This is a genomic window from Streptomyces sp. NPDC001568, from assembly GCF_042893755.1.
GTDB lineage: Bacteria > Actinomycetota > Actinomycetes > Streptomycetales > Streptomycetaceae > Streptomyces.
Genome location: NZ_JBIAVF010000002.1, coordinates 426342 through 442453, shown reverse-complemented (window position 1 = coordinate 442453; position 16112 = coordinate 426342). Strand labels below are relative to the sequence as shown.

Genomic DNA, 16112 nt, shown 5'->3' with positions numbered 1-16112 from the left:
GACCACCGAGCGAGGGAGACCGTATGTACGCAAGCCCCGGCGCCGCACCACTCACCCGTCGCGCGTTCCTCCGTACGGCCTTCACCGCGGCGGTGCTCGCCGGGACGGCCGCGGCCGTGGCTCCCGTACTGCGGGCCCGCCGACCCCGCCAGACGCTGACGCCGGCCCCCCTCGCCGAGGAGACGTACCGCGGCCGGCACATCGCGGTCGACCCGGTCTCGGCGTCGGTCCGCATCGACGGCCGCCCCCTGCACGTGATGCGCCGCGCCGACGGCAGCTACCTGAGCGGAATCAACCACTTCCAGTCGTACGGGACCCCGATGGAGCTGGCCCGCGCGGCTGTCGACGAGCTCGGCACGACCCAGCTGGCCCTCGCGGCCCCGCACCACGGCTGACGGACGGCCGGCGGGATTCGGCCGGCGGGATTCGGCGATCGGGATTCGGCAATCGGGAATGGGGAGGAGCCCCTTGTACACCCGGCAGAACCAGAAGAACCTGACCAGCGCCCAGAAGAAGCGCTTCACGGCGGCCGTGCTGGAGCTCAAGCGCAACGGCACCTACGACGCGTTCGTGCGCACCCACGACAAGTACTTCGTCCCCGACCGGGACCGCAAGCTCCGGGTGGGCCACATGTCCCCGTCGTTCTTCCCCTGGCACCGGCGCTACCTGTTGGAGTTCGAGCAGCAGCTGCGGACCGTCGATCCGGGGGTCTCCGTCCCGTACTGGGACTGGACGACCGACACCAGCCCCGTCTCCTCCCTCTGGGCGGACGATTTCCTCGGCGGCACCGGCCGGGAGAGCGACCGCCGGGTCATGACCGGCCCCTTCGCGTACGACCGGGGCAACTGGACGGTCACCGTCGGCGTCTCCGAGGCCCGTTTCCTCACCCGCAACCTGGGCCGCCCGGCCAACCCGATCACCCTGCCGACGGCGGCCGAGCTCCAGTGGGCGCTCGACGACCCCGCCTATGACACCTCGCCGTGGGACTCCACCGCCACGGCGGGCGGTTTCCGCAACAAGCTGGAGGGCTGGGCGGCGCCGAAGAGCGAGCGCTGGCGCAACCACAACAAGGTCCACCAGTGGATCGGCGGGCACATGACCGGCGGGACGGCCCCCAACGACCCGGCCTTTTGGTTGCACCACGCCTTCGTGGACCTGCTCTGGGACCGCTGGCAGCAGAAGCACCCGCGCTCCGGCTACCTGCCGGCGGCCCCGCTCCCCCTGGGTGACTTCCAGCGCGGCCGGGTCATCGCGCTCGACGAGCCGATGCCCCCGTGGGACGTCACCCCGCGCGAGATGCTCGGCCACCAGGGCACCTACCGCTACGAGTGATCCCGAGCGGGGTCACGTCCCCCGCGCACGCGAAGGGCCCCCGGCCGCGAGCCGGGGGCCCTTCGATCAGTGGGGCGCGATCAGCCGCCGTAGCCCTCGGTGTGGTGCTCGCCGGTGGTCTCGCCGCCGCCCGAGGCGTTGACGCAGGTGTTGCCGAAGGCCGGGTTCAGCAGGCCGATCACGTTCACGGTGTTGCCGCAGACGTTGACGGGGACGTGAACCGGAACCTGGAGCAGGTTGCCCGACAGAACACCGGGGGAGCCGACCGCCGCACCCTGCGCTCCGGCATCGGCGACGGCCAGACCCGCACCGGCGACCACGGCGCTACCGGTGACGGCGGTGATGGCGAATGCCTTCGCGATACGCGACATCAAGATCTCCTCGTGAAACGTGGGGCGCCGCAAACAATGCAGCATTTGACATGGCATACAACGCCGCGACCGCCGAGTGGTCACGGCTCAGGGGTCTACCCGGTGACCGAAAAACGGGCGGAAGCGAAGTACGGACGCACCTGAGTGACCGTTCCCGGCCTCAGTTCCGCCACCACGGCGCCCCGACAGCCGGGTTCGCGGTAGAGGGTCGCGGTGCCCCGCGTCCGGTTCGTGACGGCCCGGGAACCGCCGCCCTCGGCCTCCACACAGCCCTTCGGCGCGGTCAGCCCGTGGACCTGGTCGTCCTGGCCGACGTACTGGAAGTCGGGGCCGGCCGCCAGGGCGGGACCGGCCGCACCCGACACGGCCAGCAGCAGCAGGGGAAGGAGTCCGTTGAGGGCGCGGGGCCCGAGGATCGCTCGCATGGCCGGTCAACCCGCGGGGCCCCCGCGGGGGTCACGCCTTGTCACCCGTTGGACGGTTGTGCGACCGTGCCCCAGGGTGTGATGTGACAGGAGAAACACCGGCTGCTCCCCGCCGCCGCACCACCGCGGGGAGCACGGCGGACGCGGGAGGGACTCATGAGCGCAACGGGCGGGAACCGGCCCCGGGCCGCCACCGGACACGGCATCGTCGAGGGCCGCTGGGAGGCAGGCGGGACCGCGGTCTTCCGGGGCATCCCCTACGCAGCCCCGCCGGTCGGCGCCCTGGGCTTCGCCCCGCCGGCGCCCCCGGCGCGCTGGGACGGCGTACGGGACGCCGGCGCGTTCGGGGCCACCGCGCCCAAGGTCCCCTACCCGCCCACGTTCGCGGCGCTGCTCCCCGATCCGGAGATCCCGGGCGAGGACTGCCTCAACCTCAACGTGTGGACCCCCGACCCCGCCCCCGGCGCCGGGCTGCCGGTCATGGTGTGGATCCACGGAGGCGCCCACAGCCGGGGCTCCTCCGCCGTCCCCGTCTACGACGGCTCCGCCTTCGCCCGCGACGGGGTCGTGCTGGTCTCCGTCAACTTCCGGCTCGGCGTCCTCGGCTACGGGCTCTTCCCCGACGCCCCCGCCAACCGGGGGCTCCTCGATCAGATCGCCGCCCTGGAGTGGGTCCGGGACAACATCGCGGCGTTCGGCGGCGACCCGACCCGGGTCACCCTCTTCGGCGAGTCCGCCGGAGCGATCAGCATCGGCGCCCTGCTCGGCGCCCCCCGCGCGTCCGGCCTCTTCGCCCGGGCCGTCCTGCAGAGCGGCGCCCCCGAGGCGACGCCCCGCGAGAAGGTGCGCGCGATGGTGCGCCGCATGGCTTCGCTGCTCAAGGTGCCCGCCACCGCGACCGCCTTCGAGGCGGCCGGTACGCCCGCCCTGCTCGCCGCCCAGGCAGCGGTGCTGCGTCGCTCCTCGCCCGTGCTGGGCGGCCCCGCCTTCGGTCTGGTCACCGACCCGGACACGCTTCCCGCCGACCCGCTGGAGGCGGCCGTCGCCTCGGACGTACCGCTCCTGGTGGGCTGGACCGCGCAGGAGCACCGGCTCTGGCTCGCGCCCACCGGGGGCATGCGGCTGCTGGACCGGCTCGGTCCCTCGGCCGTTTCCCTGGCGCGGGTGCGCAGCGGCAAGGACCGGTCGGCCGTACGGGCGCTGCGCGCCGCGCATCCCGGGATCGGAGCGGCCGACCTGGCCGGGCAGTTGCTGACCGACCGGATCCTGCGCGACCCCCTGCGGCTGCTCGCCGGTGCGCCGCGGCGGGCGCCGAGCCACCTCTACGAGTTCCGGTGGAGCAGCGGCGTGCCGGGTCTCGGCGCCTGCCACGCCTTGGAGCTGGGGTTCGTCTTCGACACGCTCGGGGTCCCGGAGTCCTCCTGGCTGGCCGGGCCCGACGCCCCGCAGGCGCTGGCCGACGAGATGCACGCGGCCTGGGTCGCCTTCGCGGTCTCGGGGGACCCGGGCTGGGCGCCCTGGGACGGCTCCGGCCCGCCGAAGGGGTTCGGCGGGCCGGAGCGGGCGGAGCGGGGCGTGCCGGACGGGCCCCGGGGCGTGTCCGTTACTCGACCGGGCCCTGCATGACCTGGCTGATGAACTGGATCGGGCCCTCGCCCATGTTCGGCACGTAGGTCTTGGCGTTGTGCTTGCCGCCCGGGATGACCTTCAGGCTGGTGTGGATGGGGCCCTTGCCGTAGGTGGCGACGAACTTCTGCACGTCGGGCAACGTCTTCTTGTTGTTCTCGCTGTCCCCGACCTGGAAGGCCAGGTAGACCTCCGGGCCCTTCTTGTCGATGAGCTGCTTGGCGAGCAGCTCGGGGTTGTTCTCGGCCTTCTCCTTGTCGTGGCCCTTCCACAGGGAGGAGTCCGGGACGATGTCCGGCCCGGAGGCGATCACGGCCTTGAACTTGTCGGGGTGCTTGAGGACGGCCTTGAGGCCCGCGAACCCGCCGGTGGAGGAGCCCATGAAGGCCCAACCGTCGCGGGACTTCACCGTGCGGAAGTTCTCCCGCATCAGGTCCGGGACGTCCTCGGTCAGCCAGGTGCCCATCTTGGGCTGGCCGGGGATGTCGGAGCCGTCCCAGTAGACGCCCTTGTCGTCCGGTCCGGGGTTCAGCACCGGCATCGCCAGGATGAAGGGCTTGCTCTTGCCCTCGGAGTACCACTTGCTGATGCTCGTCTGAAGGCCGAGGTCGGTGCCCATCCAGTAGTTGCTGGGGTAGCCGGCGCCACCGGGCAGGGCGATCATGACGGGGAAGCCGCTCTTGGCGAACTTCGGGTCGTCGTACTCCTTGGGCGCCCACACCCAGACCTTGCCGGTGAACCCGGACTTCTTGCCGGTCACCGTGGTGACCGCGACGTGGGTGCCGTCGCCCAGGGTCATCGAGTTCTTGAACTCGGCCGCCGGGCCGGTGGGCATCGACATCTTCGAGTTCGCGGCGGCCTTGCCGTTGCCCTTGCCGCTCGGCCCGCCGAAGGACACGGCCTTGCCCTTGTCGGTGAACGGGGGTATCTCGAAGTGGTTCATCACGAGCGCCGCGATGCCCGCGAGGGCCAGGACGGTGGTGCCCGCGATCACCCAGCGCCTGACCCGCGACGGGCGGCGTGGCGGCTCCGTCCCGTACGGGGGCTCGTGACCGCCGTACTGGTCCTGCTGCCCGTAGCCCTGTGGGCCGTGGTCCGGCCGGCCGTACGACACCTGGGGTTGGCCGTAGGGCGGCGTGGCCTGGGGCTGCCGGGCGTACCGAGGCTGACCGTAGGGCTGCTGCGGCGGCTGTGGAGGCTGCCCCTGCGGCCGGTGCGGCGGCTGGTGCGGCCCGTCGGGTGAGTACGACATGTGCGGTGGCTCTCCGGCTGTTGCTGCCCCGTCGGGGGGTGGACGCTTCCGTTCGAATGATGAACGAAACATCCCCGGGGTTCCGCATTTTCCCTTCTCTTGGCATTCCGTAGGGGAGGCCATTGCCAACGACCCCGCCGGCCGCCGGCGCGGGGCCGGGGGGTCGGCGGGGTCGGCGGGGTCGGACGTGCCCGGACGGGCCCGTACGGCGCATCGAAGTGCGCCGTACGGGCAGGGCCGTTACGCCGGGATCAGTGTCTTGCGGCGCCGCTTGCGGGGCGTGGCGCCCGAGATCCGCAGTTCGATGACCGACCGGACGGTGGGCCATTCCTCGTCGAGCACCGAGTAGAAGGCCGTACTGCGCACCGCGCCGTCCAGCCCCCGCGAGTGGGCCCGACGGACCCCTTCGCAGGTGAAGCCGAGACGTTCCATCGCGGCGCGCGAGCGACCGTTGCGGGCGTCGGCCCGCAACGAGATCCGGCGCACGCCCCAGGTTTCGAAGGCGTGCCGGAGCATGAGTAGCTTCGCCTCGGTGTTGATGCCGGTTCCCTGGGCGCCCGGGGACAGCCAGGTGTTCCCGATTTCGGCCGCATCGGGGATCGCGGTCGTCGGATCACCGAACGGAACTCCGGGGACGGCGGGCCACACCAGCGGACCCTGCCAGTAGTCGAGTTCGAGGAAGCGGGTCGAACCGACGACCCGCCCATCGGTGGCTCTGACCACGGCAAACGCCAGCGATCGACCCGCCGCCTGATCGGCGAGCGCGCGTTCGATGTACTCGTGGGACGCCTGCAACCCGTGCGGCACGGGAGTGAAGGCGTAAGTCGTACGATCCTCGGCCCCGGCCACGGCCAGGGCCTCGGTGTGGTGGGGGGCGAGGGGCTCGAGCCGCACGGAGCGGCCGGCGAGGAGTACGGGTACGGGCACGGAGCCTTCGGTCCTTCTGGGCGGTGGGGTGGTTGCACAGTCTGCGCTCCTGACGTCACCCCCCGCGCAAAACGCGAGTGAAAGGCAACGGGCTGTCAGGTGAACGCGAGTGGCTCAATGTAGCCCCTTAAAGTCCTCTCATGAACCCCCAATTCGGCAACGACGCGGCACTGATTTTCGACGACTTCGGTCCCCGTGACGGAGAGCCCGTGATCCTGATCCACGGGCACCCGTTCAACCGGTCCATGTGGGCCCCGCAGACGGCGGCCCTGACGGCGGCCGGCTACCGAGTCATCACTCCTGACCTGCGGGGATACGGGGAGAGTCCGGTCAGTCCGGGCAAGATCCTGCTCGCCGGGTTCGCGGACGATCTCGCCGCGCTGCTCGCCGGTCTCGGCATCGAACAGGCGGTCGTCGGCGGTGTGTCCATGGGTGGGCAGATCGCTCTGGAGGTCAGGTTGCGCCACCCGGGTCTGGTACGGGCCCTCGTGCTCTGCGACACCTCTCCCGTCCCCGAGACCGAGGACGGCAGGAAGTTCCGTCGGGAGCTCGCCGAGCGGCTCCTCGCGGAGGGCATGGAGCCGTATGCGAACGAGGTCATGGACAAGATGTTGGCGCCTTACAACGTGATCGGCCTGCCCGAGGCGGCCGCGCGGGTGAGGGCCATGATGTGCGCCACCGATCCGGAGGGTGCGGCGGCCGCGCTGCGCGGGCGGGCCGAGCGGCCCGACTACCGGCCCGTGCTGCGGGCGCTGCCCACGACGGTCCCCTGCCTCCTGCTGGTCGGCGCCGACGACGTCTACACCCCGGTCTCGGAGGCCGAGGGCATGAGGGAACTCGCCCCGCACGCCCGGCTCGCCGTGATCGACCGGGCCGGTCACCTGCCGGGTGTGGAGCGCCCCGAGGCCGTCAACCGCGCGCTGCTGGAGTTCCTCGCCGGCCGGTGAGCGGCGGCCCTCGGCCGCCGGGCCCACCGGTGAGCCGTTGCCGCCGTACGGCGGGCCGTTGACGACCCGCCCGCGGATCAGGGCCTTTCGTCGTGCGCCCGGGTGCCCAAGGGCGCCCGGGCGCACGCGCGCGGCGTGTCAGTCTGTCTGGAGGGTGGTGCGCAGCCGGTAGCGGTCCCCGCTGTACTCCACCGTCGACAGCAGCAACGGCCGCTGGTCACGCGTGTACACGGTCTGGTCCAGCACCAGGACGGGCGCGCCCCGGGGGATCGCGAGGTGCCCGGAGAGCGGTTCGTCGGCGGTGCGCGCCTCGATGGTGGCCTCGGCGCGCTCCGGCTGGACGCCCCAGCGCCGCAGCTCCTCGAACAGGGACGCCGTCGTGAAGTCGGTCCCGGTCAGGTCGGGGGCCAGGTCGGCGACCAGGAGGGTGCGGTCGAGGGCGATCCGCACGTCGTTCAGGAGCCGCACGCGTTCCAGGCGCATCAGCGGGGTGCCGGCCGGGACGCCGAGCCGGTCGGCGTCGTCCAGGGACGCGGCGACGGTGTCGTGGCGCAGCACGATCGAGCCGGGCCGCATGTGCTTGCGGCGGGCGGTGGCGGTGAAGGACTCCAGGTCCTTGGGCCAGTCGCGGGCGGGAGCGGGCGCCGAACGGGCGGCGACGAACCAGCCCCGCCCGTGGGAGGAGGTGACCAGGCCCAGTTCCACCAGGTGGGCCAAGGCTCGGCGCAGGGTGACGCGGGAGACGTCCAACCGGGTGCAGAGCTCACGCTCGGGCGGCAGTTTGCTGCCCTCGGTCAGGCCGCGGCGGGCGATCTCCTCACGGATCCGGTCGGCGGCCCGAGCCCAGAGCGGATCGGCCCCGCGGGTGGGGGAGGTGGCGGCAGGGGCGTCGTCGGTCATGCCCGCGAGAATACCACTGGCTACCAGTTGGTCTGGGACTGAAGTCCTCGGGTGGTGAGGACTTTGGGGGGTGATTCCTTGTTAGGGGAGATACCACTTAAGACCACTATTGACCACTTACAAACCACTCACTACCTTCGGGAGCGTCCCCCTTCGCTCGTTCCCACCCCTCACCCCTCACCTCCCTTCATCCGCTCGACGAGGAGTACCGCGATGAGTACGGCCACCGTTCCGGCCGCCCCGCCGGCCGCCGGCAAGAAGCCGGCCCGGATCATGCCGGTCATGCAGCGCATCGGTCGCAGTCTGATGCTGCCCGTGGCCACGCTGCCGGCCGCCGCCCTGCTGACCCGGCTCGGCGGCGCCGACCTGCTGGGCCGCGAGAACTTCCCGCTGATCGTGCGGAAGCTCGCCATGGTGCTGGCCGCGGCCGGCGACGCGGTGTTCGCCAACCTGCCGCTGCTCTTCGCGGTCGGCGTGGCCATCGGCTTCGCGAAGAAGGCCGACGGCTCCACCGCGCTCTCGGCGGTGGTCGGCTACCTGGTCTTCAAGGCCGTACTGGCCAGCCCCGCCTTCCCCCACGGCGCCGACGGCGAACCCCTCGACGCCAAGGTGCTCGGCGGCATCGTCATGGGGCTGATCGCGGCCCTCCTCTACCAGCGCTTCAGTCGGACCAAGCTGCCCGATTGGCTCGGCTTCTTCGGTGGCCGGCGCCTCGTACCCATCCTGAGCGCCTTCGCGGGCGTCGGCACCGGAGTGGTGTTCGGAGTGGTCTGGCCGACCGTCGGCAACTGGTTCTTCCACTTCGGCGAGTGGCTGGTCGGTACCGGCGCCTGGGGCGCCGGCATCTTCGGCCTCGTCGTCCGGGCGCTCATCCCCATCGGGATGCACCACTTCTTCTCGTTCTTCCCCTGGTTCGAGGCCGGTACGTTCGTCAACCCGACCACCGGCGCCGAGGTCCACGGGGACATCCACCGCTTCCTCGCCGGTGACCCGACCGCGGGCCAGTTCATGACCGGCGGGTTCCCGATCTACATGTTCGCGCTCCCGGCCGCCGCCATGGCCATCGCGCACACCGCACGCCCCGAGAACCGCGCCATGGTCAAGGGCATGATGATCTCCGTCGCGCTGACCTCCTTCGTCACCGGGGTCACCGAACCCATCGAGTTCGCCTTCATGTTCGTGGCGCCCGTCCTCTACGCCATCCACGCCGCGCTCTTCGGGGTCTCGATGGCCCTCTGCTACGCCCTGGGCATCCGCGACGGGTTCGGCTTCTCCTCCGGAGCCATCGACTACGTCGTCAATTTCGGCATCGCGACCAAGCCGCTGCTGCTCATCCCCATCGGCCTCGCCTTCGCGGCCATCTACTACGTGATCTTCCGCTTCGCCATCGTCAGGTTCGACCTGCCGACACCGGGACGCGAACGCGATCCGGACGCCGAACCCGCCAAGAGCGACGCGAGCACCTGAGGCCCGCCGCCTCCGTCCCGCACCGCCCCACCCGCCCCGTAAGGAGCCACCATGTCCGGATCCCGCATCACCTTCCTCCAGGGCCAGGCCGCCCAGGGCGCCGCCCTCGCCCGGATCGCCGCCCGCGTCCGCACGCGACTCGCCTCCCCGGAGCTCGCCGCGCTGCGCGCCGCCCGCCGCCCCTTGTTCACCGGCATCGGAGCCTCGTACGCCGCCCTCGCCGTCCCCGTACAGCAACTGCGGGACGCGGGGGTCGTGAGCCAGCGGGTGCTGTCCAGCGAGATCGAGGCCGGCACCGGCGGGTTCGACACCGACTGCCTGATCGCCGTCTCCCAGGGCGGCCGCAGCTCCGAGACCCTGGCCGCCTTCCAGTGCGCCGCCCCGGGCATCGTGAAGGCAGCCCTGCTCAACGTCGTGCCGTCCCCCCTCGGCGATCTCGCCGACGTCACCGTGGACCTGGGCAACGAGCCGGACTCGTACGCCTCGACCATCGGCTACACCGGCACCGTCGTCGCCCTCGACCTGATCGCCGGGGCCCTGGCCGGGCGGGACGGCGACCCCTGGGACGGCATCGAGGAGCGTGTCACCGCCGTCCAACTGCAGGCCGTCGAGGCCGTCGCGGGACTGTGCGAGCGCGGCGCCCGCTGCGTCGCCTCCGACGGGGTGGCCGCCGGCGCGTCCCGGGCCTCGGCCGAGGAGGGCGCCCTGCTGCTGCGCGAGGTGGTCCGGATGACCGCGGCCGCCTCCGCCACCCGCAACTACCTGCACGGCGAGATGGAATCGGCGGGCAACACCCTGCACCTGGTGTACGGCGACGGACGCGAGATCGAGCTGGCCCGCTCGCTGGCCGGCGCGGGCCACCTCACGCTCCTGATCACCACGGCCGACGTCGACATCGCCGAGAACCTCTTCACCGTCCGTCTGCCGAGGACCGCCGACGCGGTGCGCGTCGTCCTGGAGACCGTGGTCCTCCAGGAACTGGTGGCCCGGCTCAGCGCCGAGCGGGACGTACCGATCGAATCCTTCGTCTTCGCCAACGACGACACGAAGGAAGGCGGCCTGGACATGTCCGACTTCGAGGTCGCGGCCCACTCCCCGGCCGGCTGAGCCGTCCGCCGCCCTGAGATCATCCGGGGCATGGACATGGACGACGCACTGCGGGAACTGGCCGCCGTCGGGCCGTTCTTCGCCGTGCCGTACGGCAAGGAACCGCCCGGGCCCGGTTTCCGGCCGCTCACGGCGCTGTACGGGGAGCACCTCGACCCTTGGGTCGGCGAGGTGGGCCGCCGGATCGGCAGCGGCCCCGACCGGGTGGCGGCTTCCACCGCCCAGTTCGGGATCGCCTCCCGGTTGTGGTCGATCGGCCTGGGCTGCGCCGCGCTGGCGGGCCGGGTGCCGGACCTGGCCGTCGACCGGGTGCGGTGGCGGCTGCCCGCTACGGGATCGCTGGAACTGTGGCTCCCGGACCCGGGCGAACTGCCCGCCGAGGCGCTGGGGGAGACCGTCCTCGGCAACCTGGACCTCCTGGAGGGGCCGCTGCGCGAACGGTTCGGGGTCTCGGCGAAGGTCCTGCGCGGCAACGCCGCCTCCGGACTCGTCGGAGCCCTGCGCGTCCTGCTCGACCGGGTCGAGGGCGGCCCGGCCGTCGACCTGGCCGGCGCCCTGCTCGCCGAGGGCGGGCCCCTGGCCGGCGCCGGCACCTTCATCCACGAGGAGGGCCTCGGCGTGGCCTTCGTGCGGCGCAGTTGCTGCCTCTACTACCAGGTCCCCGGCGGCGGCTTCTGCGGTGACTGCGTGTTGCGCACCCGGCGCGGGTGAACCCGGGACGCGCCCCGGCCCCGGACCGTCGGGCCCGGTCCGGGGCGGGGCCGTTCGGGTCGGTCGGGGTGTGGCGGGCCCGCGCCGCGCCCGAACGCCTCCTACGGTCCGCTCCATGAACGCGCGCACCCCGCACCCGCCGGCCGGGCTCTCCCGCCGCGCCGCACTGACCGGCCTCGCCACCGGGGCCGGATCCCTCACCCTGAACGCAACGACGTCCGCCGCCGCAGCCGTCCCGGGCGGGACCACGACACCCCGCGCGGTCGCACCGAGGGCGACGGAGCTCTTCACCGACCCGGGGCTCGACTTCACCGGGCTGCGGGCGCTCGGCGCGGCCGGGATGGGCGCCTCCGAGGTCGGCGAGGTACTGGGCGCCGTCCACACCGTCAACGCCGCCGGGCCGTCAGAGCAGAGCTACACCGACACCTTCCGCTCCTGGGGCGAGCGGCTCGCCCCGGCCCCGCCCACCGGCCGCGGTCACCCCGGGGCCGCCTCCCAGACCCACCGGTTCCGCTCGTTGCGCGCCGCGCAGTACTACGCCCAGGCCCTGTTCCACGTACTGGGCACCAGGAACCCGGCCGACGAGAAGACGCTCTACCTGGCCGGCCGGGAGGCCTGGGACACCTTCGCCCGGCTCTGCTCCCCGGCCGCCGTGCACGCGCGGGTCCCGTACGCGGGGACCCGCCTGCCCGTGTGGTTCTTCCGCCCGGACGGCCCGCCGCGGCCGCGCCCCACCGTCATCCTGACCAACGGCAGCGACGGCCAGAACGTGGACATGTGGACGTACGGGGTCCGCGCCGCCCTCGACCGGGGCTGGAACGCCCTGGTCCACGACGGCCCCGGGCAGGGGCAGTTGCTGTTCGTCGAGGAGATCCCCTTCACCACCCGCTGGGAGGAGGTGGTGGGCCCGCTCGTCGACTGGCTGGCCGCCCGGAAGGACGTGGACGGCTCCCGGATCGCGCTCACCGGCCTCGGCATGGGCGGCAACCTGGTCGCGCGCGCCGCCGCCTTCGAGCACCGCCTCGCCGCCGTGGTCTGCCAACCGGGATGCGTCAGCCCCTGGCTCGGTTTCGACGCGGAGCTGCGCGCCGTCGTCACCTCCGACAAGGCGCGGACCAACCGGGTCTGGAACGAGGAGGTGGTCCCGCGGCTGACCCCGCGGGCCGCCTCCACCGTAAGGAAACGCTTCGGGGCCTTCGACCGGCGGGCACTGCTCCTGGCCCGGCGGGGACGGGTGCCCACCGACATCTGGACGCCCGCCCGGATCGCCATCGGCCTGGACGTCAGCAAGGTGGTCCCGCTGATCAAGGCGCCCGCGCTCGTCCTGGACTACGACTTCGAGCCGTTCTACCCGGGGCAGCCGCAGCAGATGTACGACCTGCTGCGCGGCCGGCGCGCCTACGTGAAAATGACGCAGGCCACCGGGGCGCAGTGGCACTGCTCCCCGATGGCCCCGCAGCAACACTGCGACGTCGTCTTCGACTGGCTGGAGGACGTGTTGAGTCCTTAGGGACCCACGGCTCCCCGGCCCCCGGACCTGCTAGAAGGTCAGGTTCCAGGCGTCGATCCTGCCGGTGTCGCCACCGGCGTTGTCGTTGACGCGCAGCTTCCAGGTGCCGTTCGCGACCTCGGAGGAGGCGTTGACGGTGTAGGTCTGGTTGATGTTGTCGGTGCTGCCGCCGGCGCGGTTGTGGACGGTGTAGACCGAGCCGTCGGGCGCGATCAGGTCCACCTTCAGGTCACCGATGTAGGTGTGCGCGATGTTCACGCCGACCTTGAGGGCGGCCGGCGCGTTGCCGCTCACCCCGCTGACGGTGACGGGGCTCTCGACCGTGGTGTTGTCACCGATGGCGAAGTCGGCCGTGTTCTCGAAGTACTTGCCGGGGGGCGGGGTGGACCCGACCGCCTTCAGGGCGTCGACCTGGCCCTCGCCGAAGAAGCCGTTCTTGGCCGTGGTGCCCTTGCAGCGGCTGTCCGACGGGCAGGCGACGTCGTTGGCCTGGGTGGCCAGCTTGTCGCGCAGTTGCGCCGGGGTGATGCCCGGGTTGGTGCTCGCGAGCAGCGCCGCCACACCGGCGACGTGCGGGGAGGCCATCGACGTACCGCTCATGCTGCCGTACTTGCCGCCCGGCAGGGTGCTGTAGATGCCGGTGGCGTCTCCGCCGGGAGCCGTCACGTCGACCACGTTCAGGCCGTAGTTGGAGTACGAGGCCTTCGCGGTGGTGCCCATCGCAGAAACCGTGACCACGCCCGGGAGCTCGGTCGGGATGTCCAGGCAGGCGTTGGTGATGGTGCGGGTGACCGGCGTCGAGTCGTTCGGGCTCTCGGTGTCGGTCGTCTTGTTGGCCAGGTCCAGGTTGCTGTTTCCGGCCGCCGCGACCTGGAGCGAACCCTTGCCCTCCGCGTACTCCTGGGCGCGCTTGACGCCCTCGATGATCGCGGCCTGGTCGGCGTTGTCCGGGCAGTTGAACTGCCACGGGTCGGTGTAGTAGCTGTTGTTGGTGACCTTGAAGCCGTGGTCACCGGCCCACATGAAGCCGCAGACGGTGTTCTCGGCGAAGAAGAGCGAGGAGCCCGGCTCGGCGATGCGCACCGAGGAGATCTTCACGCCCGGGGCCACACCGATGACGCCCTTGCCGTTCTTCGCTGCGGCGACCGTACCGGCCACGTGGGTGCCGTGGGTGCCCACGTCCCGCCAGGAGCCGCTGCGTGTGTCGGCCTTGCCGTACGCGCAGGACGCGGAGTCGGCCGCGTTGAAGTTGGGCGCCAGGTCCTGGTGCTGGTCGTCCACACCGGTGTCCAGGATGCCGACCTTGACGGTGGCGGAACCGGTGGTGACGGCCCAGGCCTGGTCGGCCTTGATCTGCGTCATGTCGACGCGGACCGGCTCGCCCGCCGGGGTGCTGGACTGCGCCGGGTTGGCGGGCAGGGCCGGGTTGTAGGCGTCCGCCGGGACGTCCGAGGTACGGGTTGCGCCGACCTGCTGGACGCCGCTCACGCCGCGCATGACGGTGGCGAAGGAAGCGGAGGAGGAGTGGGCGACGATGACGCCGATGGCGTCGTAGTTCGCGAAGACCGTGCCGCCGTTGGCGGTCACGGCGTTGCGCACCGCCGTGCTGTCACCGGCTGCGGTGATCACCAGGTAGGAACGGGTGCCGGCAGCCCAGGTCGCACTCTGGGAAGCGGGCGCCGCGGACTTGGCCATGGCAGCGGGGGCGGACGGGGCGGGGGAGACGGGGTCGGTGCCCGCGAACGCGGCGGGGGCTCCGAAGACGAGGGCCGCACCGAGTGCGGTGGCCAGCGCCAGGGTACGTCGAGGTCGGCTGGATATGTGGGGTATCAATGCGTCCTCCGATGACCCGGTGGCGCTGATGGCGCCTACCGGGCCGTACGAAACGAGTGGTGGACGCAAGATGTCAGACGCGCGGCCCCGTAGGGAAGTACCTTTTACCGCAGCAGAATTGGCGGGCCGATGGCTGAAAACAGCCGTCGGCCGGGCAGGGCACCGTGGGGGCGAGCCCTGCTCGGCCGACTTCGGCGGATTCGTACCGGACGTAGGGGGCGTCGCGGCACGAATCCCGACCGGCAGGCGTGGCGGCTACGCCGGTACGCCGTCCTTGGAGCCGGCGCGGGTGTCGTCGGCGGAGGTGTCCGGCTGGTCGGACGACGGCGCGGGCAGGGGGGTTCGTGGCGCGCCCGGCTCCGGGGCGTGGTCGTCCACGAGCGTGGACTCGTCGAAGGGGGTCCGGCCCGCGAGGACCTCGGTGGCTCGCTCGCGGTCGAACTCCTTCGTCCACGTTCCGATCAGGACGGTGGCGATCGCGTTGCCCGCGAAGTTCGTCAGGGCCCGCGCCTCGCTCATGAAGCGGTCGATCCCGACGATGAGCCCCACTCCGTCGACCAGTTCCGGCCGGTGGGACTGGAGCCCGCCCGCGAGGGTGGCCAGGCCCGCCCCGGTGACCCCGGCGGCTCCCTTCGACGCCACGATCATGAAGAGCAGCAGGGAGATCTGCTCGCCCAGCGCGAGCGGCTTGCCCATGGCCTCGGCCACGAACAGCGACGACATCGTCAGGTAGATCGCGGTGCCGTCCAGGTTGAAGGAGTACCCGGTCGGAACGGTGATCCCGGTGACCGGCCGGGACACGCCGAGGTGCTCCATCTTGGCGATCAGGCGCGGCAGCGCCGACTCCGAGGAGGAGGTCGACAGGATCAGCAGGAACTCCCGACCCAGGTAGCGCAGGAGCGCGAAGACGCTGATGCCCGTACAGACCCGCAGCAGGGTGCCCAGGACGACGAAGACGAAGAGCACGCAGGTCAGGTAGAAGCCGATCATGATGACGGCGAGGGACTTGAGCGCGTCGACGCCCGTGGCCCCGACCACCGCGGCGATCGCCCCGAAGGCGCCCACCGGAGCCACCCACATGATCATCGCGAGGATGCGGAAGACCAGCTTCTGTACGTGACCGATACCGCGCAGGAGCGGCTCGCCGGCCGTGCCCATGGCCTGGAGCGCGAACCCGCAGAGCAGCGCCACCAGCAGCGTCTGGAGCACCTCGCCCCCGGTGAAGGCCGAGACCAGGGTGGTCGGGATGATCCCGAGCAGGAAGTCCGGGGTGCTCTCCGCCCCGCCCGCCTTGGCCTGGGCCTCGCCGGCGCTGCGCACCGCCTCGGTCAGGTGCAGGCCGCTGCCCGGCTCCAGCAGGTTGCCCACGAGCAGGCCGATGGCCAGGGCCACCGTGGACATGACCATGAAGTAGCCGAGGGCGAGCCCGCCCACCGCCCCCACCTTGGCGGCCTTGCGCACCGATCCGATGCCCAGCACGATCGTGCAGAAGATCACGGGCGAGATCATCATCTTGATGAGGTTCACGAAGCCGGTGCCCAGCGGCTTGAGCTCCACGGCCACGCCCGGTGCGGCGAAGCCGACGGCGATGCCGAGGAGCACCGCGGCGATCACCGCGATGTAGAGGTAGTGCGTCTTGTCGCGTCTGGCGGCCACGTCGCCTCCTGGTGGTGAATGCGTTCCGGGAGACCATCGCCCAGCATG

The 16112-nt window shown here is 71.9% G+C and carries 15 protein-coding genes; 8 read left to right on the top strand and 7 right to left on the bottom strand.

All coding sequences use genetic code 11. The features are described 5' to 3' along the window. Positions 1-23 precede the first annotated feature (23 nt). Positions 24-395, top strand: coding sequence for a tyrosinase family oxidase copper chaperone (locus tag ACFY0I_RS05095; protein ID WP_388890298.1), 372 nt, complete (start codon positions 24-26; stop codon positions 393-395). Positions 396-468: 73 nt separating this feature from the next. Further along, positions 469-1332, top strand: a complete 864-nt coding sequence (locus ACFY0I_RS05090) for a tyrosinase family protein (protein ID WP_388890296.1) — start codon at positions 469-471, stop codon at positions 1330-1332. 80 nt (positions 1333-1412) lie between these two features. On the opposite strand, the gene ACFY0I_RS05085 is transcribed toward ACFY0I_RS05090, so the two are convergent. Further along, entirely contained in the window at positions 1413-1703 is a 291-nt protein-coding gene (locus tag ACFY0I_RS05085; protein WP_388890294.1) for a chaplin, read from the bottom strand. Positions 1704-1798: 95 nt separating this feature from the next. Further along, complete coding sequence (locus ACFY0I_RS05080) at positions 1799-2128, bottom strand: hypothetical protein (protein WP_388890292.1); 330 nt, start codon at positions 2126-2128, stop codon at positions 1799-1801. Between the two features lie 156 nt (positions 2129-2284). Here ACFY0I_RS05080 and ACFY0I_RS05075 point away from each other — a divergent pair, with 156 nt between their 5' ends. Continuing rightward, positions 2285-3754: a carboxylesterase/lipase family protein gene (locus ACFY0I_RS05075; protein ID WP_388890290.1), complete on the top strand. Its 1470-nt coding sequence runs from the start codon at positions 2285-2287 to the stop codon at positions 3752-3754. On the opposite strand, the gene ACFY0I_RS05070 is transcribed toward ACFY0I_RS05075, so the two are convergent. Further along, positions 3732-4697 carry an alpha/beta hydrolase gene (locus tag ACFY0I_RS05070; protein WP_388890682.1) on the bottom strand — a complete coding sequence of 322 codons (966 nt, stop codon included), beginning with the start codon at positions 4695-4697 and terminating at the stop codon, positions 3732-3734. The genes ACFY0I_RS05075 and ACFY0I_RS05070 overlap by 23 nt on opposite strands. A gap of 549 nt (positions 4698-5246) precedes the next feature. Beyond that, a complete protein-coding gene (locus ACFY0I_RS05065) occupies positions 5247-5933 on the bottom strand; it encodes a GNAT family N-acetyltransferase (RefSeq protein ID WP_388890287.1) in 687 nt (228 codons plus the stop codon). Between the two features lie 140 nt (positions 5934-6073). On the opposite strand from ACFY0I_RS05065, the gene ACFY0I_RS05060 reads away from it, so the two are divergent. After that, the gene (locus ACFY0I_RS05060; protein WP_388890284.1) at positions 6074-6880 is read left to right on the top strand and encodes an alpha/beta fold hydrolase; all 807 of its coding nucleotides are present in this window, start codon (positions 6074-6076) and stop codon (positions 6878-6880) included. Positions 6881-7018: 138 nt separating this feature from the next. Here the strand turns inward: ACFY0I_RS05060 and ACFY0I_RS05055 are convergent, their stop codons facing one another. After that, a complete protein-coding gene (locus tag ACFY0I_RS05055) occupies positions 7019-7780 on the bottom strand; it encodes a GntR family transcriptional regulator (protein WP_388890281.1) in 762 nt (253 codons plus the stop codon). A gap of 213 nt (positions 7781-7993) precedes the next feature. Between ACFY0I_RS05055 and ACFY0I_RS05050 the strand changes: the two genes are divergently transcribed. The 4 genes from ACFY0I_RS05050 to ACFY0I_RS05035 all read left to right on the top strand — a co-directional run bounded on the left by ACFY0I_RS05050 (position 7994) and on the right by ACFY0I_RS05035 (position 12575). Next, positions 7994-9247 carry a PTS transporter subunit EIIC gene (locus ACFY0I_RS05050; RefSeq protein ID WP_388890278.1) on the top strand — a complete coding sequence of 418 codons (1254 nt, stop codon included), beginning with the start codon at positions 7994-7996 and terminating at the stop codon, positions 9245-9247. Between the two features lie 51 nt (positions 9248-9298). Continuing rightward, positions 9299-10354 (top strand): hypothetical protein, encoded by a 1056-nt coding sequence (locus ACFY0I_RS05045; protein WP_388890276.1) that lies wholly within the window; start codon positions 9299-9301, stop codon positions 10352-10354. A gap of 30 nt (positions 10355-10384) precedes the next feature. Beyond that, positions 10385-11065, top strand: coding sequence for a (2Fe-2S)-binding protein (locus tag ACFY0I_RS05040; RefSeq protein WP_388890273.1), 681 nt, complete (start codon positions 10385-10387; stop codon positions 11063-11065). A 115-nt stretch (positions 11066-11180) separates the two neighbouring features. Beyond that, complete coding sequence (locus ACFY0I_RS05035; protein ID WP_388890271.1) at positions 11181-12575, top strand: alpha/beta hydrolase; 1395 nt, start codon at positions 11181-11183, stop codon at positions 12573-12575. Between the two features lie 30 nt (positions 12576-12605). On the opposite strand, the gene ACFY0I_RS05030 is transcribed toward ACFY0I_RS05035, so the two are convergent. Together ACFY0I_RS05030 and ACFY0I_RS05025 are read right to left on the bottom strand one after the other, a co-directional pair. Further along, a complete protein-coding gene (locus ACFY0I_RS05030) occupies positions 12606-14408 on the bottom strand; it encodes a S8 family serine peptidase (protein WP_388890269.1) in 1803 nt (600 codons plus the stop codon). Between the two features lie 255 nt (positions 14409-14663). Beyond that, positions 14664-16064 carry a cation:dicarboxylate symporter family transporter gene (locus tag ACFY0I_RS05025; protein ID WP_388890267.1) on the bottom strand — a complete coding sequence of 467 codons (1401 nt, stop codon included), beginning with the start codon at positions 16062-16064 and terminating at the stop codon, positions 14664-14666. Positions 16065-16112 lie beyond the last annotated feature (48 nt).